This window comes from Methylophilus sp. 'Pure River' (genome assembly GCF_046765995.1).
Lineage (GTDB): Bacteria > Pseudomonadota > Gammaproteobacteria > Burkholderiales > Methylophilaceae > Methylophilus.
The window spans coordinates 158,017-179,758 of the sequence record NZ_JBKOUE010000006.1; the positions used below are offsets into that span (position 1 = coordinate 158,017).

Here is a 21,742-nt window from a genome sequence, read left to right on the forward strand (position 1 = left end):
GGTACTCAACATATAAAATCACCGCTTATTTAGCCATTCATACGCATGAACTATACAAGAAAGTGACTCCATCGCCCAGTTTAACGAATCGCACTCCCACCAATCGGGGATCTCACAAGTTTTTACGGCGGCATTGCGCAGCCTGATTCAAGCCTGGGAAGAAGCCTCGTAAAGCAGTTATGAAGCGAGAGAAAGTAAAGCCAACCGGTAAGCCGGGTTCTGTATCCACTTGCGTGGCGACAGTCATTCATCTAGGCGTGCAATTGCTCACACGCTCAAGCTATCTACCCGCTGGCAGCGCGAGCCACGCCTTATTACTTGCGTAAAGTGCCAGCCTATTTGATATTGCTGCAGATGGAGGTTACCGCGTTTCACCCGTTTCGACGCAAGTTCGCAACAAGTTGCTCACTGGTCGAACCGACTCGTCTCTGTGGCCCTATTCCTCACCTTATACTGTTACCAGCTTTCAGCGTACGGCCGTTAGCCGTCATCCCGCTCTGTGCAGCCCGGACTTTCCTCCCCCTGTTTACACAGGCGGCGACTGTCTGGTTGGCTTCAATGCCATTTTACCACGCCGACCGTAACACCCTATAATGTGCAACGTCTTTATTGATTGACCCACCATGACCACACAAGAAAAACCTGGCCAATTAGCCCCCTCCTGGCAAGCCGTGCTTGGCGCAGAATTTGACAAGCCCTACATGCAGTCGCTCAAAGCCTTTCTGCAACAGGAAAAAAGCGCAGGCAAAACCATTTTTCCGCCAGGCCACCTGATCTTTAATGCGTTTAATCACACCCCTTTCGACAAAGTGCGCGTGGTCATTATCGGCCAAGACCCTTACCACGGCCCCGGACAGGCGCATGGCTTGAGTTTCTCAGTGCAGACTGGCGTGGCATTGCCACCGTCATTGATGAATATTTTTAAAGAGATTCAATCGGACTTAAACATCCGCATGAGTGGCAGCGGTGATTTAACGCCCTGGGCGGACCAAGGCGTATTACTCCTCAACGCCACCCTGACCGTGCAAATGGCAAATGCAGGCTCGCACCAGAACCGCGGCTGGGAAACCTTCACCGACGCCGCCATTGCCGCGCTCAACGCGCAACGCGAAGGATTGGTGTTTGTGCTGTGGGGAAGTTATGCGCAAAAAAAAGGGGCCGTGATCGACCCCAATAAACATCTTGTTCTTAAATCCGTACACCCGTCGCCATTGTCGGCGCACCGTGGTTTTTTTGGCACTCGCCAGTTTTCCCAGATTAATGACTACCTGGCTTCACGTGGGCAGGCGCCCATTCGCTGGCAGCTTTAATTAAGGTTTAACCACCAAGGCGTTTTTGACCGACTTCACACCATCCACACTGGTGGCAATCTTCTCAGCGCGCGCCTTTTGTTCGACACTATCGACAAAACCGCTCAGAATCACCGTATTGTCTTTGGTTTCCACACTGATCTTGAAACTGCTGAGATTCTTCTCCACCAGGTATTTGGATTTGATTTTGGCCGTGATGGCACTATCCGCCGCTGCCTGTTTGTTTTCCGCACCATCCACCTTGGATTTATAAGCGGCAAACTCGTCCTGATCCAGACTACCATTATGGTTTTTGTCCGCCCTGGAAAAGGCATTTTTGATGTCTTTATCTTTAGTCGCTTCCTTTTTGGACAGCTTGCCATTGCCATCACTATCAAGCGCTTTAAACGCTTGTGCATACGGCGCCTGCTCACCACGCATCTCATCAATCGTGACCGCAAAAGCCTGAGTACTTAACATGACACCGAATACTGCAACCAACCATGTGTTGTTCATCGCTTATTCTCCAATGTTTTAAAGTGTTACACCAACTTCCATGCAATCGTTTGCCCGGCGCGCAATGGCACCAGCACATCATCGGCAAACGGAATGCTTTCCGGCACCAGCCAGCCTTCTTTGCGCAAGGTCACTGTACCAGTGTTGCGCGGCAAACCATAAAAGTCTGCGCCATAGAAACTGGCAAAGCCTTCCAGTTTATCCAGCGCACCTGCCTCCTCAAAGGCCTCAGCATACAATTCAATCGCCGCGTGGGCGGTATACATACCCGCGCAACCACAACTGGCTTCTTTGGCTGATTTAGGATGCGGCGCACTGTCGGTGCCCAGGAAAAACTTGCTTGATCCGGAAATCGCCGCTTTCATCAAGGCCTCACGATGTGTTTCTCGCTTGAGCACCGGCAAACAATAATGATGTGGGCGGATACCGCCAGTAAACATGGCATTACGGTTCATCAGCAAATGGTGCGCAGTAATCGTTGCGGCCAAATTGGCCGGGCCGGCGGCCACAAACTCAGCCGCATCTTGAGTAGTGATATGTTCAAACACCACTTTAAGGCCAGGAAAATCTTTTAACAGCGGCTGCAAATGACGTTCGATAAACACTTTCTCACGGTCAAACACATCCACATCGCCATCGGTCACTTCACCATGAATCAGCAAAGGCATGCCTTGTTTTTCCATCTCGGCCAATGCAGCAGCACATTTATGCAAACTGGTGACGCCAGAGTCGCTGTTCGTGGTCGCGCCGGCGGGATACAACTTCACCGCCTGCACCACACCACTTGCGCGAGCCGCCGCTATTTCTTGCGCGGGCGTATTGTCGGTTAAATACAACGTCATCAACGGCTCAAAGCTGAGCCCGGCAGGCAAGGCCTGCTTGATACGTTGATAATACGCCAGCGCTAGTTCGGCGGTGGTCACCGGTGGCCGTAAATTCGGCATGACGATTGCGCGCGCAAATTGCTTGGCGGTGTCCGGCAACACCGACTGCAGACCTGTACCATCTCGGAGGTGCAAATGCCAGTCATCCGGGCGGGTCAGGGTGATTTCAGTAGTCATACGCTATTACCTTTTAATCTGGGCTTGCCGCTTTAAGCGCAAGCGCTGCTTCATATAATTCGTTTTTCTTCTGGCCTGTAATATCGGTTGCCAGCGCCACCGCCTGCTTGAGTGGCAACTCCTGCAATAGACGCTGCAATATCCTTAATGTCTCTTCATCCAGGCCATCGGGTTTTGCCTGCAGATCCGGATGTACCAGCACCACAAACTCGCCGCGCTGCTGATTGGTATCTGCATTTAACCAGTCTACCGCGTCTGTCAATAGGCAGGTATGGATGGTTTCAAAGGTTTTGGTCAGCTCGCGCGCCAGCGTCAATTGCCGTGCGCCACCCAACACATCATGCAAATCTTGTACGCACTCGACAATGCGGTGCGGCGCCTCGTAAAACACCAGCGTAGACGGGATCACTTTCAGCAATTGCAAGCGCTTGCGACGCTGCGAACCACTGGCAGGCAAGAAGCCTTCAAAATAAAAACCAGACTGGGCAATGCCTGCCGCCGACAATGCCGTAATCACCGCACTCACACCCGGCACCGGCACCACCTTAACGCCTGCCTGTCGCACGGCCTGCACCACCACGGCACCTGGGTCACTCACTGCTGGCGTACCAGCGTCAGTAATCAATGCGATGGAGTCGCCCGCCAGCAAACGCTTAATCAAGCCTTGCGCAGACTGCTGTTCGTTATGCTCATGCACGGCCAGCAAAGGCTTGCTGATGCCAAAATGGCGCAACAAACCGACACTATGGCGGGTATCTTCAGCCGCAATCGCATCAACCTGTTGCAAAGTTGCCAATGCGCGCTGGGTGATATCGCCCAGATTGCCAATAGGCGTCGCCACTACATACAATGTACCAGTTTCATTCATACTGTTATTTTAAGACATCGTACCGGTTTCGCTAAGCACTAAAGTAGACGACAAAAGCAGACAGACCATGAAACTCAACCCAAACAACCAGGGACTGGCCGCAGAAAAAGCTGCTGCGCTGTTTTTACAGCAACATGGATTGTCCCTGCTGGCGCAAAACTATAGTTGTCGCTATGGCGAAATTGACTTGATTATGCGCGAAGGCCAGACACTGGTGTTTATTGAAGTACGCTTGCGCAGCCACCACGGCTTCACCAGTGCCGCAGACAGCATAGACCAGCGCAAGCAACAAAAACTGATACGCGCCGCCCAGTATTACCTGCAACACCACGACCTCAATTGCCCCTGCCGCTTCGATGCCATCCTGTTCGACAACACACATTACCAGTCACCCAACTGGATTCGTAATGCAATCGACACATAAAAAGCGTAGAATTTTATTTATCATCTGCTGTCACACCCAACATCTTTAGTTTTTCTCGTAGATCAAGGAAGTTTCATGACTCAACACATTTTCACCAGAAAAGTCTCGGCTATTGCTTTGTTATTAATCAGCACCCAATTGAGTGGCTGCTTTCCAGCAGTGGTGGGCGGCGCAGCCGCTGGTGGCGCGATGGCAGCAGATCGCCGCACTTCAGGCATTTATGTCGAAGATGAAAATATCGAACTGAAAACACTGAAACGCCTGTCTCAATATATGGATAAGGCCTCACACATCAATGTCACCAGCTACAACCGTATTGTGCTGCTGTCTGGCGAAGTGCCCAACGCAGGCCAGCTGACACAAGCAGAAACGCTGACGCGTGAAATCTCCAATGTACGTAATATCCACAACGGGTTGACGGTAGGTCCCGCTTCATCGATTGGCGACCGCAGCAATGACACCTATTTAACCACCAAAGTAAAAGCACGCTTTGTCAGCGAAAACCTGTTCCCGGCCAACGTGGTAAAAGTCGTCACCGAAGCGAGCGTGGTTTACCTGATGGGGATCGTCTCTGAAAAAGAAGCCAATGACGCGGTGGAAATCGCCAGAACCACAGAAGGCGTGACTAAAGTCGTCAAGGTTTTCGAATACACCAACTAAATTATTAACTTCGTTCTCAAGGAATTTGAATGGAAAATCAGGAAATCATTATTCAGGGCATTACATTGGCTGGAAAGCCCTTTCGCCCCAGCGACTGGGTGGACCGCATGTGCAGCACCTACGCCACGTTTGGCGATGACAAAAAGTTGCGCTACTCGCCCTACCTGAAGCCAAAGCTGGTGAACAACGTGCGCAGCCTGTCTGTGGACATGAAACTGAAAGACGTCAATCCGGCCGGTTTTGAGCAACTGATTCAATTTGCCAAAGAGAACCAGCTCAGCGTGATCAATCCAGCTGGCGAAGCGGTCACCATTTAGTTTTAAACCTTATTTAGGCGCAGACGCGGCCTCCTTAAGCAGGTTTTCCAACCATTGCCTGCTTAAGGCGCCGCGTTTTACTTTATAAAGCGAGCCATCCGGCGCATAAATATAAGTCGTTGGTAGCACCTCTGGGGTGGGTATGGCAATTTTTTGCGCCTCCCCCAGCACAATCGGATAAGAAATCAGCATATCGTCGGCATACTTTTTCACGCTTTGTACGGATTCGTATTGCACAGCCACCCCTAGTACCACCACACCCGCTTTGGCATGCGCATCATAAAAAGTCACCAGCTCAGGCATTTCCTCCAGGCAAGGCGGACACCATGGCGCCCAGTAATTCACTACCACCCAACGCCCCGAATACTGTGACAACTGATGTACATGACCTGCCATATCACGCATAGTCCAGCCTGCTACTGGCGCCGCTGCCCAGGCCGTGCTCGTCAACAACCAGGCCACAACGACAATGAACAGCCTTGACCACAGGCCAGACCCCTTGTTTTTAGTCAAAATACGCCCCATATTGAATAACGTAGAAGGAAAAACTTGATTATGCTGGAAAACTGTTGCTATACTAGTTGTTATCTCGTTTGGTAATTTCATCTTTCAGCAAATTACTAATTCAAACAATTTTTAGCCACACTTTCAAAAAATTTCTGTTTAAATCCATCTACGATTTGATTTAAATTCTCCACCATTCTTACGAGGCAATAATGAGCGACAATATTACCCATTTAAGCGACGCCAGCTTTGAACAAGAAGTATTGCAATCCACGATTCCGGTACTGGTTGATTACTGGGCTGAATGGTGCGGTCCTTGTAAAATGATCGCCCCGATTCTGGACGACATCAGTAAAGAATATGCTGGCCGCCTGAAAGTGGCTAAACTGAATATTGACGATAACCAGAATACACCGCCAAAATACGGCATTCGTGGCATTCCAACCCTGATGTTGTTTAAAAATGGCAATGTAGAAGCGACCAAAGTCGGTGCATTGTCCAAGTCTCAACTCAGCGCGTTTATCGACAGCAACATTTAATCTACTTACCCGGCTTCCAGTCTGCGAAGCCGGGTTTTCTTTTCAATCTCTCCGGCGTTTCTCAGTCTAGCGAGTTACTCATGCACTTATCCGACCTTAAACATCTCCCCGTGACCGAACTGGTCGACATGGCCATTGCCAATGACATTGAAAATGCCAGCCGCATGCGCAAGCAAGATCTTATCTTTGCGATCCTGAAAAACAAGGCTAAAAAAGGCGACAGCATTTTTGGTGACGGCACGCTGGAAGTATTGCCAGACGGGTTCGGCTTTTTGCGCTCCCCAGATACGTCATACCTGGCTGGCCCTGACGACATTTATGTGTCGCCGTCGCAAATCCGCCGCTTCAACCTGCATACGGGTGACAGTATTCAAGGTGAAATCCGCACGCCTAAAGATGGCGAGCGCTACTTTGCCCTGGTGAAAGTGGATAGCGTCAACAACGAAGCGCCTGAGAACACCAAGCACAAGATTCTGTTTGAAAACCTGACACCACTGTTTCCAACGGTACCACTGACCCTGGAACGTGAAATCCGCGGCGAAGAAAACATTACCAGCCGCGTCATCGACATGATTGCGCCGATTGGTAAAGGTCAGCGCGCACTGCTGGTGGCCAGCCCGAAAAGTGGTAAAACCGTCATGCTGCAGAATATTGCGCATGCGATTACCGCCAATCACCCTGACTGTATCATGATCGTACTGCTGATTGACGAGCGTCCGGAAGAAGTGACAGAAATGACGCGTTCCGTACGTGGTGAAGTCGTAGCATCCACGTTTGATGAGCCTGCGACCCGCCACGTGCAAGTGGCCGAGATGGTACTGGAAAAAGCCAAACGCCTGGTAGAACACAAGAAAGACGTGGTGATCCTGCTGGATTCGATTACGCGCCTGGCACGTGCTTACAACACGGTAATCCCTTCATCAGGCAAGGTATTGACTGGTGGTGTGGACGCTAACGCCCTGCAAAAACCCAAGCGTTTCTTTGGTGCCGCCCGTAACGTGGAAGAAGGCGGTTCACTCACGATTATCGCAACAGCGCTGGTGGATACCGGCTCGCGTATGGATGACGTGATTTACGAAGAATTTAAAGGTACCGGCAACATGGAAATCCATCTGGATAGACGTATGGCCGAGAAACGTACCTACCCAGCCATCAACGTCAACAAATCTGGCACTCGCCGCGAAGAGCTGCTGCTGGACAAAGACGTGCTGCAAAAAATCTGGGTATTGCGCAAATTGCTCTACCCGATGGACGACCTCGAGGCGATGGAGTTCTTGCTTGACAAGATCAAGGCGACCAAGAGCAACAACGACTTCTTCGACAGCATGCGTCGCGGCTAATACTGTCCTGGACGCAATTATTTATCGCCCAGCTATTGATAAATCAATAAAAATCATAGATAATCGCGCGTTTACTGCAACTGCTTAAAGATTAGAGAGAAAGCATGAAAGCTGATATTCACCCAAATTACCCGGAAATCAACGTCACATGTAGCTGTGGCAACAAATTCCAAACCCGTTCAACCACAGGCAAAGACCTGAACATTGAAGTATGTTCACAATGCCACCCGTTCTACACTGGCAAACAGAAGATCGTGGATACTGCTGGTCGCGTTGAGAAATTCCGCCAAAAATACGGCATGTAATTTCGGCGAATATGGTCCAGAAAGGCAGCATGGCTGCCTTTTTTGTTTTTATAGCTAGGCATTTCAGGGGTAATATCACACTCTAAGAATGCGTTTATCCAGCGACCCACAACCCACCCATGCAGTTTTACATTGATCACGACTGGCAAGAAAACATGGCCACTCCGCGCGCCAAGGTCGGCGAGCGCGCAAAAACACATCTGCTGATTTTGCTATGCGCCATCTGGCTATGCGTCGGATTGATCGGTCACTCGCCATGGAAGCCATTTGAATCGCAATCTGCCAGCATCATTCAAAACCTGATCGAGCACCCATTCCTGTCTGCTGCCAGCTGGACACATGGCAACTGGATTGCCCCGGTCTCAGCCGGGCATCCCTTACTGGAAACACCGCCTTTGTTTTACTGGGCCGCCACCGGTTTTGCCCATTTACTCTCACCTTTGCTGCCAACGCATGATGCCGCCAGGCTCAGCGTAGGCCTCTGGATGCTGGTCACCCTGATCATGACCGGGCTCAGTGGTCGTGAATTATGGAATCTGGGCGTGGGCCGTCAAACCAATTTTATTTTTATCGGCTGCCTGGGGCTGGTCGTCAGTGCTCACACCATGATGCCAGCTGTCGCTGCACTCAGCGGCATCACCATGGCCTTTTACGCGCTAGCACTGGTGATGCGCAAACCGATACGCGCCATGTGGTTGCTATGCACAGGCCTATTAATCGCCTTTCTGGCAGGCGGGGTCGTCCCTGCACTCACCATTATATTGTCTGTGCTTGGCCTGCTACTCGTGCCTGCCATTCGTCAGCACAAACCCACCTACCGGGCCATGCTGGCTGGCACCTTACTGGCCATGCCCGGTATCTGGTTATGGTGCTGGCTATGCCAGCAATGGGCGCCTGGCCTGTGGCACGCCTGGTGGCAATCGCAATGGCAATTCCAACTGCCGGGCAATCATGGCTACTTCTTAAGGACGCTGGCCTGGTATGCCTGGCCAGCTTTACCGTTTGCCATGTGGGGCGTTTGGCGCTTCAGGCAATCAGTGCTCAGCACCTACCGCTTTCAATTAGGTCTGATTTTCTTCGGCATCGCTTTTATCTTAATCGGCTTCATGAGTGACCGCAGCGAGGTCAGCGCACTGCCGCTGCTGGTGCCATTAACCGTACTGGCTGCGGGCAGCATAGAAACACTGAAACGCGGCGCCGCCGGTGCTTTAAACTGGTTCGGCCTGATTTTGTTTGGCATTTTGATTGCCATCGCCTGGCTAGGCTGGTGGGCCATGCTCAACGGCTCGCCAGTGAAGCTTTATCAGCGCCTGAGTTACTTGTCAGGACTGGAAACCATCAGCTTCAGCCTGCTCTATGGTGCAATTGCTGTAGCGGTGACACTCATTTGGCTATCCATCGTGTTGCGCGCCAAGCATTCCAACCGTTCCAGCGCCACCAACTGGGCCATCGGCATGACTTGCGCCTGGACGGTATTCATGAGTTTGTGGCTGCCAATGATAGAAGCCGCACGCACCTACCAGCCGCTGTTTGAAGACCTACGCAAACACTTGCCAGCGCATTACAACTGCATCCACGCACAAAATATCGGCGCCTCACAAGAGGACTTGCTGCACTATCATGCGGGCATACACCTAAAAGACCACGAGCAAGCCAAGTCTACGCAATGTGATTTGTACCTGATTGAAGACCAGCCAGGTAAGCGCCATGTATTACCAGGGGATGAATGGCGAGTGATTTGGGAAGGTGAGCAAACCCGCCAGAACCGGGAATCCTTCAGGTTATTGCAACGCCATTAAAAGCGCTGCTGAGATTTCGGCAGCGCTGTTTAGTCTGGCGCCCATCATCTGATGGGCACATGCTGAAAAGGTTTATGCCTGCACGTGCTGCTGAATAGCCGCGATCACCCGCGGATGCAGGCCCTGCCCTTGATGTTGCTGCACATGCGCAACCAGTGAGTTAATCATGACTGAATTCCAGAATTTCTTCAGGTGGCTGGCAATCTCCAGCTTGGCCTCTTCCACATCAGGATTCGCCTCGAAAAAATCGCCAATCTGGTTGGCCATTTTGATTAATTTTTCAACTTCCATAAGTTTTCACTCTTTCTAGCGAGACTCACGTATATCGGGCTCTGACAGCGCGCCGCTATACACCACACACTGCCCGACTTTGGCAAAACCAACCAACAAAAATCCATATTCCTGCGCCAGATTGACAGCCAGTGCAGTGGGCGCAGACAGGGCAATCAGTGTCTGCCCGCCACACATCGCCACTTTCTGTACCATTTCGTAGCTGGCCCGGCTGGTGGTCAACACCCAGTGCAGGGTCCAGAAGGTCGAAAAATCGCAGCCCTGGCGCAACAAGCTACCGATCAGCTTATCCAGTGCATTATGCCTGCCAACATCTTCGCGCACGCACACCACCTGTCCTTGCGCATCTGCAATCGCACTGGCGTGGGTAGCGCCTGTCAGTTGCTGCAATGGTTGCTGTGATTTCAAGCCAGTCAGCGCTGCATCAATGGCCGACGATGACACCGTCACCAACGGGCTGGTGGCTGATTTGGGCTGCTTAAATACTTGCTGCAAACTCTCGGCACCACACAACCCACATCCAGTACGGCCAGTTAAATTGCGGCGCTGCGCCTTCAGCAACGCAAACTGTTCTGTGGCCAATTCAATATGCAACTCTATGCCTTGTAATTGTCCGTTCGCATGAAATAAGGCTTTGGCATCTACGCCGTAAATCTGGCGACGATGCGTGATAATGCCCTCAGTAAACGAAAAACCATAGGCAAAATCCTCAAGGTCAGCCGGTGTCGCCAGCATGACCACATGCGAAATGCCGTTATATACGAGCGCAATCGGCACCTCTTCTGCCACGGCATCCGGCAAGGCGGACGACTGCCCCTCGCGCCAACGGGTCACATGCAGTGTACTGACAGCCTGTTCGGCAGCGATCGATTGCCATTCTCTGCTGACTGGCAGCGGGCAATCCTTCACATTCATTTCAACGCTCATCAAACTTAACTGCCATCAAGAAACAACCGTATTCGGATCCATTCCCGACAATTCAACTTGGATGTCACTAAATGCACGGTAATGTTGCTGCCAATCCGACAGCTGGGTGACTTTAGACACCTGTACTGCCGTCACCTTGTATTCCGGGCAATTGGTTGCCCAGTCTGAGTTGTCGGTGGTAATCACATTCGCGCCAGACTCTGGATGATGGAAGGTGGTATAGACCACGCCAGGCTGCACACGCTCGGTAATTTTGGCACGCAATACGGTTTGACCTGCGCGGCTGCTAATCCCAACCCAATCGCCCTCTGCAATGCCACGGTCTTCAGCATCGTGCGGATGGATTTCAATCACATCCTCATGGTGCCAGGCCACGTTTTGGGTACGACGTGTTTGCGCCCCCACGTTGTATTGCGACAGGATACGGCCAGTCGTCAGGATCAGCGGATACTTCAGGTTCACGCGCTCCGTGGTCGGCACATATTGGGTAATAAAGAACTTACCCTTACCGCGCACAAATTCATCCACGTGCATGGTCGGCGTGCCTGTCGGTGCTTCATCATTACATGGCCATTGGATACTGCCCAGTTCATCGAGTTTTTTGAAGCTGACACCGGTAAAGGTCGGCGTCAGCGCCGCAATCTCGTCCATGATTTCGCTGGCATGCGCATAATGCATAGGGTAGCCCAATGCCTCGGAGAATTTAGCTGTAATCTCCCAGTCTTCCATACCGGCTTCATGCTGACCATGGTCTCTGAGACCATTCTTAGGCGTCATCACTTTACGTACGGGTGAAATCCGGCGTTCGGCATTGGTAAAGGTGCCATTTTTCTCAAGGAAAGAAGCGCCAGGGAAGAACACATGGGCAAACTTGGCCGTTTCGTTGAGGAACAAGTCCTGCACAATCACGCATTCCATACTCTCAAGCGCATGCGTCACGTGCTGGGTATCTGGGTCTGACTGGGCAATATCTTCACCCACACAATACACGGCTTTAAAACTGCCTTCAGCCGCCAGGTCCAGCATATTAGGAATACGCAAACCAGGGTCAGCACTTAGTTTCACACCCCAGGCCTGCTCAAACTGCGCACGCGTTGCGTCATCAGACACATGACGGTAGCCTGGGAACTCATGCGGCATGGAGCCCATATCACAAGAACCTTGCACGTTGTTTTGACCGCGTAACGGGTTAACACCCACGCCTTCGCGGCCAATGTTGGCCGTCGCCATGGCAAGGTTGGCAATCCCCATCACGGTGGTAGAGCCCTGGCTGTGTTCAGTGACGCCCAAACCGTAGTAAATCGCAGCGTTCCCGCCGGTGGCATACAAGCGTGCAGCTTCGCGTACCGCTTGCGCTGGCACGCCCAACTCTTTTTCCAGTGTTTCAGGGGAGTTTTCCGGCTTGGCGACAAAGTCACGCCAGGCGACGAAAGAATCCCATTCACAACGCGTTTTGACAAAGTCTTCCTGCACCAACCCTTCAGTCACAATCACATGGGCAATGGCAGAGATCATGGCCACATTGGTGCCAGGACGCAGCTTCAAATGGTAATCCGCACGCACATGCGCTGAATTAGACACCAGGTCAATTTCACGCGGGTCGACCACAATCAGCTTGGCGCCTTCACGCAGACGGCGTTTCATGAGGGAGCCAAAGACAGGGTGACCATCGGTAGGGTTTGCCCCCATCACGAAAATGACGTCAGACTTCATCACAGAATCAAACGTTTGCGTACCTGCAGACTCCCCCAAGGTTTGCTTCAAGCCATAACCGGTCGGGCTATGGCAAACACGGGCGCAGGTATCTACGTTGTTAGTGCCAAACACCGCACGAATCAGCTTTTGTGTGACATACACTTCTTCATTGGTACAGCGGCTGGAGGTAATGCCGCCCACTGACTCTTTGCCATATTTGGCTTGAATGCGGTGGATTTCACTGGCGGCGTAATTAATCGCCTCGTCCCAGCCCACTTTTTGCCAAGGGTCATGAATGCTTTTACGGATCATAGGCGTGGTAATCCTGTCAGCATGGGTGGCATAGCCCCAGGCAAAGCGACCTTTGACACAACTATGCCCATGGTTGGCGCCACCTTCTTTGGTGGGCGTCATGCGCACGACCTGCTCACCTTTCATTTCTGCATCAAAACTGCAACCCACGCCACAATAAGCGCACGTAGTCGTGATTTTGTGCTCCGGCGTACCGGCGTCAATCACGGTTTTTTCCATCAGCGTTGCGGTCGGGCAGGCTTGCACACAGGCACCGCAAGACACACACTCAGACTCAAGGAAATCTTTGCCCCCGGCAGAGACTTTGCTGTCAAAGCCACGGCCCTGAATCGTCAGGGCGAATGTGCCTTGGGTTTCTTCACAGGCGCGCACACAGCGCGAGCACACAATACATTTAGACGCATCAAAAGTGAAATAGGGATTGGATTCGTCTTTCGCCTGGCCAAGATGATTTTCACCGTCATAGCCATAACGCACTTCGCGAAGCCCCACGGCGCCCGCCATGTCTTGCAGCTCGCAATCACCGTTAGCAGCACAGGTCAGGCAATCCAGCGGGTGGTCTGAAATATAGAGTTCCATCACGCCACGGCGCACATCAGCCAGTTTAGGCGTTTGCGTTTTCACCTTGAGCCCTGGCGCCACAGGTGTAGTACAAGAAGCCGGATAGCCACGGCGGCCTTCGATCTCGACCAGGCACAAACGGCAGGAGCCGAACGGTTCCAATGAGTCAGTCGCACACAGTTTAGGCACGGTCACGCCGCCCAGTTGCGCGGCATGCATGATAGACGTCCCGTCGGGCACAGTCACGTCTACGCCGTCTATGTTCAGCGTCACCATGGTGGTGCTGTCAGACTTGGGCGTGCCGTAATCGGTATCCGCATTGTACTTAGGGGCTTGCGGCTGTGCAGAGGTATATTTGATGTCATCCATAACGTCATCCTTTGCTGCCCTTAGGCAGCAGCTTCTTTATTACTTAGACCAAAATCTTCAGGGAAATGATTCAAGGCACTGAGCACCGGGTAAGGCGTCATGCCGCCCAGTGCACACAAAGAACCATTGAGCATGGTGTCGGACAAATCACGCAGTAACTGCACATTTTGCGGGTGATTTTTACCCAGTACAATCTTGTCCATGACTTCTACGCCGCGCGTGGAACCAATGCGGCACGGCGTACATTTGCCGCAACTTTCAACGGCACAAAACTCAAAGGCGTAGCGCGCCATCTTGGCCATGTCTACCGTGTCATCAAATGCCACAATACCTCCATGCCCCAGTACGGCCCAAATCTTGGTGAATGCTTCGTAGTCCAGCGGCGTATCAAACTGGCTCTCGGGCAGATAAGCCCCTAATGGGCCACCGACTTGTACGGCACGGATAGGCCGACCCGACGCAGCGCCTCCGCCATAGTCATACAGCAACTCACGCAAGGTCGCCCCAAAAGCCAGCTCGACCAGTCCGGTCTGTTTTAAATTGCCTGCCAGCTGGATAGGCAAGGTACCACGCGAACGGCCCATGCCGTAATCGGCATAATATTGCGCGCCCTTGTCCAGAATAATCGGCACCGTGGCCAGTGAAATCACATTGTTGACAATGGTCGGCTTACCAAACAAACCCTCGATAGCTGGCAAAGGTGGTTTAAATCTGACCAGGCCACGCTTGCCTTCCAGGCTTTCCAGCAAAGAGGTTTCTTCACCACACACATAAGCGCCCGCAGCACGGCGCACTTCGAGATGGAAAGTGTGGCCCGAGCCCTGGATATTTTCGCCCAGGTAGCCCGCTAAATTCGCTTTACGGATGGCCTCATTCAGTGTTTTCAGCGCATGCGGATATTCGCTGCGCAAATAGATATAGCCTTGTGTTGCGCCCACGGCAATTCCGGCAATAGTCATGCCCTCAATGAGCACAAAAGGATCATCTTCCATGATCATGCGGTCAGAATAGGTACCAGAATCGCCTTCATCGGCGTTACACACCACATACTTCTGCTCAGCCGGGGCATTGAGTACAGTATTCCACTTGATGCCGGTGGGGAAAGCCGCTCCACCACGACCTCGCAAACCAGAGTCGGTGACTGCTTTAACAATATCGGCACCAGACATGGCCAAGGCATTTTTGAGGCCTTGATAACCATCATGTGCCAGGTAATCTTCGAGCGAAAGCGGGTCAGTGATGCCCACGCGGGCGAAGGTTAAACGTTGCTGTTTTTTCAGCCAGGCCAGTTCATCGGTCAAGCCCAGATACAAGGGATGCGCTTTGGCTTTGTCAGCCTGCACCTGGGTAAAACCTGCATCAAACAAGCCAGCCACATCGGAGGGCTGCACCGGGCCAAAGGCGACACGGCCTTGCGCCGTTTCAACTTCCACCAGCGGCTCCAGCCAGAACAAGCCACGTGAACCATTGCGCACTAGCGTGATTTCCACACCTCGCGCTTGCGCCTCTTGCATGATTTTTTTAGCCGTACGCTCAGCACCCAGCGAAAGCGCGGTGGAGTCTATGGGGACATACACCTTAACCATGACACACCTCGCTAATTAATGCAGTGACCTTGTCGGCACTCATACGGCCATACACTTCATCATCCAGCATCACGGCGGGCGAACAGCCACAGTTACCCAGACAATACACCGGTAACAGGGTTAGCTCACCATCAGCTGTGGTTTGATGGTAATCCACACCGAGTTTCGCCTTCAGTTCGGCTTCCAGCTTACCGGAGCCCATAGACTGGCAGGACTCGGCACGACACACTTGCAACACATGTTTGCCGATGGGGTGGGTACGGAAATGATGATAAAAACTGACGACACCGTGGACCTCGGCCACAGACAGGGCCAGCGCTTTGGCGATCTCTGGATAAACGCCTTCCGGCACATAGCCGATATCGTCCTGAATCGCATGTAACAAAGGCATCAGCCCACCCGGCACATGCTGGTGTGCTTGAATATGCGCTTGTATCTGCGCGTGTTGCTCGTGGCTTAATGTGTTATCCAAACCGACCTCACATTTAACTGGTTACAATTTAGTTACATTCTATCACCCTCGAATCATATCCTCTATTTATGCCTTGTGAAAGCCTAAAAAGGGCATAAAATACGAATTACTTTAGACCTTAATATAGTCATGCAAACAACGGCCACCATTCCTACACAATTGATCGACCAGTTTGGTCGGCGGGTGGACTATATCCGCCTGTCGATCACCGATCGTTGTGATTTTCGTTGCCAATACTGCATGGCAGAAGACATGACTTTCTTGCCGCGCGATGCTGTGTTATCACTCGAAGAATGTGCACGCCTCGTTAAACTATTTGTCCGTATGGGCGTGCGTAAAGTTCGCATTACCGGTGGCGAACCGCTGGTACGCAAAAATGCCATGTGGCTGTTTGAGGAAATAGGCCATTTGCCCGGGCTGGATGAGTGTGTACTCACCACCAATGGCAGCCAGCTGGATAAATATGCCACGGCGCTGAAAACCGCTGGCGTCAAACGCATCAATATCTCTATCGACAGCCTGCAAGAACACCGTTTTAAAACCATCACCCGCGTGGGCGAATTATCAAAAGTGCTCACCGGGTTAGACGCAGCCAGGTCGGCAGGCTTTGACAATATTAAAATCAATACTGTGCTGATGCGTGGCATCAACGACGATGAAGCCGAAGCCCTGGTTAACTTTGCGATTGAAAAACAGGTCGATATCAGCTTTATTGAAGAAATGCCGCTAGGGGCCGTGGCGCATGACCGTGAACAAAGTTGTGTCAGCAATACCGAGACACTTTCCCTGCTAAAAAGTAAGTTCTCACTCACGCCTAGCACCCACAGGACCGGCGGTCCTGCACGTTATTGGCAAGTCAATGGCCAGCCAACCAGAATTGGCTTTATCTCACCGCATAGCCACAACTTTTGCGAGAGTTGCAACCGCGTGCGCATTACCTGCCAGGGTGAATTATTCCTGTGTCTGGGCCAAGACCATCAAGTCAATTTGCTGCCGCTCCTACGTGCACATCCTGACAACGACCAACCTTTGGTTGATGCCATTCTGCATGGTATGCATATCAAGCCCAAAGGACACGATTTCGATTTAAGGCGTGCAGCACCTGCGGTCGTGCGCTTTATGTCACATACGGGTGGTTAATGCAGATTACTGCTGTCATTCTGGCCGGCGGGCGCGGCACACGTATGGGCGGTGCCGATAAAGGCCTGGTGAGCTACCAAGGCAAGCCCCTGGTCGCACATGTGCTGGAACGCATACAGCCGCAAGTCGATCACGTTATAATCAACGCCAACCGCCATTTAGACCAATACCAGGCATTTGGCGTACCTGTCGTCACCGATGACAACGACCAGTTTGATGGCCCACTGGCGGGCATGCAAGCGGGCATGCGTCATGCCAGCACTGACTGGATACTCAGCGTTCCTTGCGATTCACCATTGCTGCCACTGGATTTAGTAAGTCGGCTGTGCCATGCAATCCGTGACGCCGCGGCGATTAACAAGACCTCCACCATGCTGGCCATTGCACGCAGTGCTGGTGGTACGCACCCGGTATTTTGCCTGATGCCGCGCCAACTGAGCGCCGACCTCGATGCTTTTCTGCAACAAGGCCAGCGCAGAGTCAGTGCCTGGCAAGCGCAGCACCCCCATGTATTCGTGAGCTTTGAAGATGAGCAAGCGTTTACCAACATCAACCATTACCCCAGCCATCATGACTAACCAAACCCTTTTGCAACAACTGGCCAGTAATCCTTCCTGCGCAGATGACTATGACCCGAATGCCATGTCGGTGACGCAAGCACGCCAGTATATCCAGCAATTCTTGTCGCCGGTCCAAGACACCGAAACCATTAACATCAGGCACGCGCTGGGACGCACATTATCAACCGCTGTGACTTCAGGCATGAATGTGCCTGGCCACGACAATTCGGCCATGGATGGTTTTGCTTTTAGACATGCAGAAGCCACTCAAGCACTGAACATCGTCGGCACCGCATTTGCGGGCAATCCATTTACTGGTGAGTTACCGGCAGGCGCTTGCGTCAAAATCATGACCGGCGCTGTGATTCCAGCTGGCGTGGATACCGTCGTCATGCAGGAACACACCGCGACTGAAGGAGGCAAGGTCGCGGTGCTCAAAATCCCGGCCCGAGGTGCCAATATCCGCCTGACCGGCGAAGACATCGCCACCGGGCAAACCGTGCTGGTGCAGGGCCACCAAATACAACCCGCAGACATCGGCCTGCTCGCATCTTTAGGCATTGCCGAGATTCAAGTCTACCGCCGCCTGAAAGTAGCCTTTTTCAGCACTGGCGATGAGCTGGTGAGTGTGGGGCAGCCATTGCAGACTGGCCAGATTTACGACAGCAACCGCTATAGCCTGTGGGGCATGTTGCAAGCCTTGGGGGTAGACGTGCACGACCTAGGCAATGTCGCCGACGACCCCGCCGCGCTTGAAAAAACCTTGCTAGCGGCGGCGACCGAACATGACGTGGTGATTACCAGTGGCGGCGTTTCGGTAGGCGAAGCAGATTTTATGAAGCAACTGCTGGCCACACACGGCCAGGTACTATTCTGGAAAATCAATATGAAACCGGGCCGCCCGCTGGCCTATGGCAAAATCGGCCAGGCGCATTATTTTGGCTTGCCCGGCAACCCTGTGTCTACCATGGTGACCTTTTACCAGTTTGTCCAAACGGCGCTCAAACACCTGATGGGAACAAATACACTGGCGCAGCCCTCCTTCAAGGTCGAGTGTGTCAGCGCGATTAAAAAGGCCCCGGGGCGGACTGAGTTCCAGCGCGGCATCTTATTCAAAGAAGGCGACACCTGGAAAGTGAAAACCACTGGCGAGCAAGGCTCGGGGATTTTGAGCAGCATGAGCCAGGCCAATTGCTTTATTGTGCTGGATGACCAAACCAGTGCACTGGCCGCGGGCACATTGGTTGAAGTACAACCATTTAGCGGTATTTGCTAACCTCACCTTCTGCGCACGCTGGCATGAATCATAAAAAATAGCTTATAGTGTCGGGTCGCAGTGGGGGTTTAATCATAAAGGTGTTGGCGTGCAAGCCGTGTTAAAAGAGTCTAAACAGTTCAATCATGTATTAGAGTGGTGCTTGATCGCTTCACTGCTTATCCATGCTGCGATCATGTTTACCATGCCTAAGCCAGACTACGACCTGCCCCCCCCAAAAAAGCAGGAAATCCGCATTGAACTGGTGAAAGAACAGCCACCTGAGCCCGCATTGCCTAAACCTGTCGTGCCTGTGGCGCAACCAGAGCCTACACCGACACCACCCAAACCTGAACCAGTCAAGCCACAGCCGGCCAAACACGAAGCTAAACCGGTTGAGCAAAAACCAGTCACGCCACAAAAACCATCCACAACCCCGGAACCCCCTGCAGAAACGGCGCACCCGGTGGTTGAAACGCCTGCCCCGGCAGTGATTACTGCTAAACCAAGCGTCAGCGAAGCAAAGCCGGAAATGGTTGTACCACCTCCAGCACCGCCTGCGCCCCCACCTGAGCCGGCGAAAGCGACAGGTCCGAGCGAAGGTGATATTGACGCGGCGCGCAACGCGTTTAAAGAAGCTGCGCAACGTGAAATCCAGAAGAATCTGCGCTATCCGAGAATTGCCTTAGAACGCGGTATAGAAGGAGTGACTAACCTGCACATCATCTTTGATGACCACGGCAATGTCACCAGCATTGAGGTGGTGGAATCCAGCGGTAACAAGGCGATTGATGAAGCTGCCATTGCCACCATTAAAAAGTCGCAATTGAAATCACTGTTTAACGACATCCTGCGTGGCAGGCTGAAATCGACCAATGTACCGGTCAGCTTCAAGCTGGCAACTTAAGCGGCCATGTTTTTCAAGCGCACATCCTTGAATACCTCGAGCAGAGACAAACCACTGCGGCACCTGCTGCTGTTTCATGACCTGTATTTTATTGCCTTGATCGTGCTGGCGGTTGCCAGCGGCGGCTATGGTATTTACCTGTGGGACAAGGCTTCCAAGCAATCACAACGCATTAACTTCGTGATCCAGGAAATCTACCTGGTGCGCGGCGACCTCTATCGCCAAACCAAAGAGTTGTTTGATGCTTTCTTCTTGCAAGAAGAAAATGCATTACATGAATACAACCAATACACCACCTCCATCCTGGATCACCTGGAGCGACTGCAAAACATCGCCATCGACCAGGAGGAACGCGATGCGCTGATGGACATTGAGCTGAAATACCGCAACCTGGTCAATGAAGCCCCCGCCCTGTTTTACCGCTACCAGAACAACCCGGATCGCAAGGCACAGAAATCTATTTACCAGGATATTGAAACCGGCATTTTCAGGCACTATGAAGAGGTTTCCAAGCGCGCCGAAACCCTGCTGTTTGTAAAACAAGGCGAAATCAAGCACCGGCTGGATGATGCCAGAAGCAACTCGATTGCCGTGCTGTCGCTGCCGCTGATCCTGGCGTGTATCCTGATCGTGTATTCGCGCCGTATCCTGAAAAACTCCATTGTCAGGCCGATTAACGACATCATGCAGGCCACCAATGCCATCAGTACCGGCAACCTGAGTCATCAGGTGCCGGAAGCCGGTGCAGAGGAACTGGCGGTGCTGTCGAGAGAAATTAATAAAATGGCCGAAGACCTGGCCGCCAGCCGCGACGCGCTGGTTAAAAGCGAGAAACAGGCGGCGCTCGGCCTGCTGGTGCCCATGCTGGCGCATAACATCCGCAACCCGCTGGCCAGCATACGCGCCACCGCACAAGTGATTGACGACCCGCTGCTGGATAAAGATACGCAGGAATCGATTCAGGGCATTATCCACACAGTGGACCGCCTGGAGCGCTGGACAGGCAGCTTGCTGTCTTACCTGCACCCGATCAAACCCATGCTCAACCAATTACTGCTTTCGTCTATTGTGCAGGGCGCGATCTCAACCTTGCAGCCAAAGCTGAACGAAAAACAGATCAAGGTCATTGAAAACAGCGCAACCATCAAACGCCTGGTGCTGACAGATGAGCACTTGCTGGAACAAATGCTGTACAACCTGCTTCTAAACGCTTCAGAGGCTTCGCCCAAGGGCACCGAAATCCAGTTAAGCTGCACATTAGCCAACAACCTGCTCACCATTACCATGATAGACCAGGGGCCAGGCATGCCCTTCAAGCCCGAACCGCATGCGCTGACCCCAGGACCGACCACTAAACGCTTTGGCACTGGCCTGGGCATCCCGTTTGCATTCAAGGTTTGCGAAGAACTGGGCGGTGCCATGGCCTTTGACAGCGAGCCCGGCCAAGGCACGCGCATCACCATCACGCTGCCGCAGTAACAGGCAAGCCCTGCGGTTGCATGAGAATTTTCGTTTTGTGCTTGCTTAATTTTGTATTTTTATCAACAATGTGATTAAGTGATTGTCATGACTACTATGTTGAATTCACCTGTTCCAGAACTCTCCTTACCGGCCACCTCCGGCCTGCAATTTAATAGCAAAGACTATTTAGGTAAGTTTCTCGTTCTCTATTTTTACCCCAAAGACGCTACGCCCGGCTGTACGACCCAAGGCATGCAGTTTCGCGATATGCATGAACAGTTTGCTGCAGCCAATGCCGTGGTCTTTGGCATTTCACGCGACAGCCTGAAATCGCACGAAAATTTCAAAGCCAAGTACACGTTTCCATTTGAGCTGATTTCTGACAGTGAAGAAATCGCCTGTCAGGCTTTCAACGTCATTAAAATGAAAAACATGTATGGTAAACAGGTACGCGGTATTGAACGCAGTACATTCCTGATCAACCCACAAGGCATCATTGTCAGTGAATGGCGTGGTGTCAAAGTGGATGGTCATGCCGCTGAGGTATATGCCAGCATTCAGTCTTCCCACTCATAAAAGTGATT

23 protein-coding genes and 1 other RNA gene are annotated in these 21,742 nt (G+C 52.2%); 14 read left to right on the forward strand and 10 right to left on the reverse strand.

Annotated features, from left to right (window positions below):
* Positions 1-192 precede the first annotated feature (192 nt).
* Positions 193-557, reverse strand: an RNA gene (gene rnpB / locus ACIDE9_RS09005) — RNase P RNA component class A.
* A gap of 66 nt (positions 558-623) precedes the next feature.
* Between rnpB and ung the strand changes: the two genes are divergently transcribed.
* Complete coding sequence (ung, locus tag ACIDE9_RS09010) at positions 624-1,310, forward strand: uracil-DNA glycosylase (RefSeq protein ID WP_411994241.1); 687 nt, start codon at positions 624-626, stop codon at positions 1,308-1,310.
* Here ung and ACIDE9_RS09015 read toward each other — a convergent pair whose 3' ends face one another.
* Genes ACIDE9_RS09015 through rsmI form a run of 3 tightly spaced genes read right to left on the reverse strand, consistent with a single transcriptional unit; the run spans position 1,311 to position 3,734 of the window.
* Positions 1,311-1,805 (reverse strand): BON domain-containing protein, encoded by a 495-nt coding sequence (locus ACIDE9_RS09015; RefSeq protein WP_411994243.1) that lies wholly within the window; start codon positions 1,803-1,805, stop codon positions 1,311-1,313.
* 26 nt (positions 1,806-1,831) lie between these two features.
* On the reverse strand, positions 1,832-2,866 hold the full coding sequence (pyrC, locus tag ACIDE9_RS09020) for a dihydroorotase (RefSeq protein ID WP_411994245.1): 1,035 nt from the start codon (positions 2,864-2,866) through the stop codon (positions 1,832-1,834).
* Positions 2,867-2,879: 13 nt separating this feature from the next.
* Positions 2,880-3,734 (reverse strand): 16S rRNA (cytidine(1402)-2'-O)-methyltransferase, encoded by an 855-nt coding sequence (gene rsmI / locus ACIDE9_RS09025; RefSeq protein WP_411994247.1) that lies wholly within the window; start codon positions 3,732-3,734, stop codon positions 2,880-2,882.
* Between the two features lie 67 nt (positions 3,735-3,801).
* On the opposite strand from rsmI, the gene ACIDE9_RS09030 reads away from it, so the two are divergent.
* The 3 genes from ACIDE9_RS09030 (at position 3,802) to ACIDE9_RS09040 (ending at position 5,135) form a co-directional block, all read left to right on the forward strand.
* A complete protein-coding gene (locus tag ACIDE9_RS09030) occupies positions 3,802-4,158 on the forward strand; it encodes a YraN family protein (RefSeq protein WP_411994249.1) in 357 nt (118 codons plus the stop codon).
* A gap of 75 nt (positions 4,159-4,233) precedes the next feature.
* A complete protein-coding gene (locus ACIDE9_RS09035; RefSeq protein ID WP_194754880.1) occupies positions 4,234-4,818 on the forward strand; it encodes a BON domain-containing protein in 585 nt (194 codons plus the stop codon).
* 29 nt (positions 4,819-4,847) lie between these two features.
* Positions 4,848-5,135, forward strand: a complete 288-nt coding sequence (locus ACIDE9_RS09040; RefSeq protein ID WP_019883505.1) for a DUF3579 domain-containing protein — start codon at positions 4,848-4,850, stop codon at positions 5,133-5,135.
* Positions 5,136-5,144: 9 nt separating this feature from the next.
* Here ACIDE9_RS09040 and ACIDE9_RS09045 read toward each other — a convergent pair whose 3' ends face one another.
* A complete protein-coding gene (locus tag ACIDE9_RS09045; RefSeq protein WP_411994253.1) occupies positions 5,145-5,648 on the reverse strand; it encodes a TlpA family protein disulfide reductase in 504 nt (167 codons plus the stop codon).
* A gap of 203 nt (positions 5,649-5,851) precedes the next feature.
* Between ACIDE9_RS09045 and trxA the strand changes: the two genes are divergently transcribed.
* The 4 genes from trxA (at position 5,852) to ACIDE9_RS09065 (ending at position 9,622) form a co-directional block, all read left to right on the forward strand.
* Complete coding sequence (gene trxA / locus ACIDE9_RS09050; protein WP_018987391.1) at positions 5,852-6,178, forward strand: thioredoxin TrxA; 327 nt, start codon at positions 5,852-5,854, stop codon at positions 6,176-6,178.
* A gap of 80 nt (positions 6,179-6,258) precedes the next feature.
* The gene (gene rho, locus ACIDE9_RS09055) at positions 6,259-7,518 is read left to right on the forward strand and encodes a transcription termination factor Rho (RefSeq protein WP_194754882.1); all 1,260 of its coding nucleotides are present in this window, start codon (positions 6,259-6,261) and stop codon (positions 7,516-7,518) included.
* Between the two features lie 104 nt (positions 7,519-7,622).
* A complete protein-coding gene (gene rpmE, locus ACIDE9_RS09060) occupies positions 7,623-7,823 on the forward strand; it encodes a 50S ribosomal protein L31 (protein ID WP_019883509.1) in 201 nt (66 codons plus the stop codon).
* Between the two features lie 119 nt (positions 7,824-7,942).
* On the forward strand, positions 7,943-9,622 hold the full coding sequence (locus tag ACIDE9_RS09065) for an ArnT family glycosyltransferase (RefSeq protein WP_411994256.1): 1,680 nt from the start codon (positions 7,943-7,945) through the stop codon (positions 9,620-9,622).
* Between the two features lie 72 nt (positions 9,623-9,694).
* On the opposite strand, the gene ACIDE9_RS09070 is transcribed toward ACIDE9_RS09065, so the two are convergent.
* The 5 genes from ACIDE9_RS09070 to ACIDE9_RS09090 are packed head-to-tail and all read right to left on the reverse strand — an operon-like array spanning position 9,695 to position 15,835.
* A complete protein-coding gene (locus ACIDE9_RS09070) occupies positions 9,695-9,913 on the reverse strand; it encodes a formate dehydrogenase subunit delta (protein WP_047516126.1) in 219 nt (72 codons plus the stop codon).
* Positions 9,914-9,928: 15 nt separating this feature from the next.
* Positions 9,929-10,840, reverse strand: coding sequence for a formate dehydrogenase accessory sulfurtransferase FdhD (gene fdhD, locus ACIDE9_RS09075; protein WP_411994259.1), 912 nt, complete (start codon positions 10,838-10,840; stop codon positions 9,929-9,931).
* Between the two features lie 15 nt (positions 10,841-10,855).
* On the reverse strand, positions 10,856-13,777 hold the full coding sequence (gene fdhF, locus ACIDE9_RS09080; RefSeq protein WP_411994261.1) for a formate dehydrogenase subunit alpha: 2,922 nt from the start codon (positions 13,775-13,777) through the stop codon (positions 10,856-10,858).
* A 20-nt stretch (positions 13,778-13,797) separates the two neighbouring features.
* The gene (locus ACIDE9_RS09085; protein WP_411994262.1) at positions 13,798-15,363 is read right to left on the reverse strand and encodes a formate dehydrogenase beta subunit; all 1,566 of its coding nucleotides are present in this window, start codon (positions 15,361-15,363) and stop codon (positions 13,798-13,800) included.
* Positions 15,356-15,835, reverse strand: coding sequence for a formate dehydrogenase subunit gamma (locus tag ACIDE9_RS09090; RefSeq protein WP_411994264.1), 480 nt, complete (start codon positions 15,833-15,835; stop codon positions 15,356-15,358). Before ACIDE9_RS09090 ends, ACIDE9_RS09085 begins: the two co-directional genes overlap by 8 nt.
* Before the next feature lie 129 nt (positions 15,836-15,964).
* Here ACIDE9_RS09090 and moaA point away from each other — a divergent pair, with 129 nt between their 5' ends.
* From moaA to ACIDE9_RS09120, 6 genes are all read left to right on the forward strand, one after another.
* On the forward strand, positions 15,965-16,975 hold the full coding sequence (moaA, locus tag ACIDE9_RS09095) for a GTP 3',8-cyclase MoaA (protein WP_411994266.1): 1,011 nt from the start codon (positions 15,965-15,967) through the stop codon (positions 16,973-16,975).
* Positions 16,975-17,553 (forward strand): molybdenum cofactor guanylyltransferase MobA, encoded by a 579-nt coding sequence (gene mobA, locus ACIDE9_RS09100; protein ID WP_411994268.1) that lies wholly within the window; start codon positions 16,975-16,977, stop codon positions 17,551-17,553. Before moaA ends, mobA begins: the two co-directional genes overlap by 1 nt.
* Positions 17,546-18,811: a gephyrin-like molybdotransferase Glp gene (gene glp / locus ACIDE9_RS09105; RefSeq protein WP_411994360.1), complete on the forward strand. Its 1,266-nt coding sequence runs from the start codon at positions 17,546-17,548 to the stop codon at positions 18,809-18,811. The genes mobA and glp overlap by 8 nt, the downstream gene beginning before the upstream one ends.
* Before the next feature lie 88 nt (positions 18,812-18,899).
* A complete protein-coding gene (locus ACIDE9_RS09110; RefSeq protein WP_411994270.1) occupies positions 18,900-19,697 on the forward strand; it encodes a TonB family protein in 798 nt (265 codons plus the stop codon).
* 6 nt (positions 19,698-19,703) lie between these two features.
* Entirely contained in the window at positions 19,704-21,176 is a 1,473-nt protein-coding gene (locus ACIDE9_RS09115) for an ATP-binding protein (RefSeq protein WP_411994272.1), read from the forward strand.
* A gap of 96 nt (positions 21,177-21,272) precedes the next feature.
* Positions 21,273-21,734: a peroxiredoxin gene (locus ACIDE9_RS09120; RefSeq protein WP_411994362.1), complete on the forward strand. Its 462-nt coding sequence runs from the start codon at positions 21,273-21,275 to the stop codon at positions 21,732-21,734.
* Positions 21,735-21,742: the final 8 nt, after the last annotated feature.

Coding starts and splice junctions, on each gene's coding strand:
- ACIDE9_RS09015 (WP_411994243.1), bottom strand. CDS start 1,805: ATGAACAACACATGGTTGGTTGCAGTATTCGGTGTCATGTTAAGTACT.
- ACIDE9_RS09035 (WP_194754880.1), top strand. CDS start 4,234: ATGACTCAACACATTTTCACCAGAAAAGTCTCGGCTATTGCTTTGTTA.
- glp (WP_411994360.1), top strand. CDS start 17,546: ATGACTAACCAAACCCTTTTGCAACAACTGGCCAGTAATCCTTCCTGC.
- ACIDE9_RS09070 (WP_047516126.1), bottom strand. CDS start 9,913: ATGGAAGTTGAAAAATTAATCAAAATGGCCAACCAGATTGGCGATTTT.
- pyrC (WP_411994245.1), bottom strand. CDS start 2,866: ATGACTACTGAAATCACCCTGACCCGCCCGGATGACTGGCATTTGCAC.
- fdhD (WP_411994259.1), bottom strand. CDS start 10,840: ATGAGCGTTGAAATGAATGTGAAGGATTGCCCGCTGCCAGTCAGCAGA.
- rsmI (WP_411994247.1), bottom strand. CDS start 3,734: ATGAATGAAACTGGTACATTGTATGTAGTGGCGACGCCTATTGGCAAT.
- fdhF (WP_411994261.1), bottom strand. CDS start 13,777: ATGGATGACATCAAATATACCTCTGCACAGCCGCAAGCCCCTAAGTAC.
- ACIDE9_RS09065 (WP_411994256.1), top strand. CDS start 7,943: ATGCAGTTTTACATTGATCACGACTGGCAAGAAAACATGGCCACTCCG.
- mobA (WP_411994268.1), top strand. CDS start 16,975: ATGCAGATTACTGCTGTCATTCTGGCCGGCGGGCGCGGCACACGTATG.
- moaA (WP_411994266.1), top strand. CDS start 15,965: ATGCAAACAACGGCCACCATTCCTACACAATTGATCGACCAGTTTGGT.
- ACIDE9_RS09040 (WP_019883505.1), top strand. CDS start 4,848: ATGGAAAATCAGGAAATCATTATTCAGGGCATTACATTGGCTGGAAAG.
- ACIDE9_RS09085 (WP_411994262.1), bottom strand. CDS start 15,363: ATGGTTAAGGTGTATGTCCCCATAGACTCCACCGCGCTTTCGCTGGGT.
- ung (WP_411994241.1), top strand. CDS start 624: ATGACCACACAAGAAAAACCTGGCCAATTAGCCCCCTCCTGGCAAGCC.
- ACIDE9_RS09120 (WP_411994362.1), top strand. CDS start 21,273: ATGTTGAATTCACCTGTTCCAGAACTCTCCTTACCGGCCACCTCCGGC.
- ACIDE9_RS09115 (WP_411994272.1), top strand. CDS start 19,704: ATGTTTTTCAAGCGCACATCCTTGAATACCTCGAGCAGAGACAAACCA.
- trxA (WP_018987391.1), top strand. CDS start 5,852: ATGAGCGACAATATTACCCATTTAAGCGACGCCAGCTTTGAACAAGAA.
- rho (WP_194754882.1), top strand. CDS start 6,259: ATGCACTTATCCGACCTTAAACATCTCCCCGTGACCGAACTGGTCGAC.
- rpmE (WP_019883509.1), top strand. CDS start 7,623: ATGAAAGCTGATATTCACCCAAATTACCCGGAAATCAACGTCACATGT.
- ACIDE9_RS09030 (WP_411994249.1), top strand. CDS start 3,802: ATGAAACTCAACCCAAACAACCAGGGACTGGCCGCAGAAAAAGCTGCT.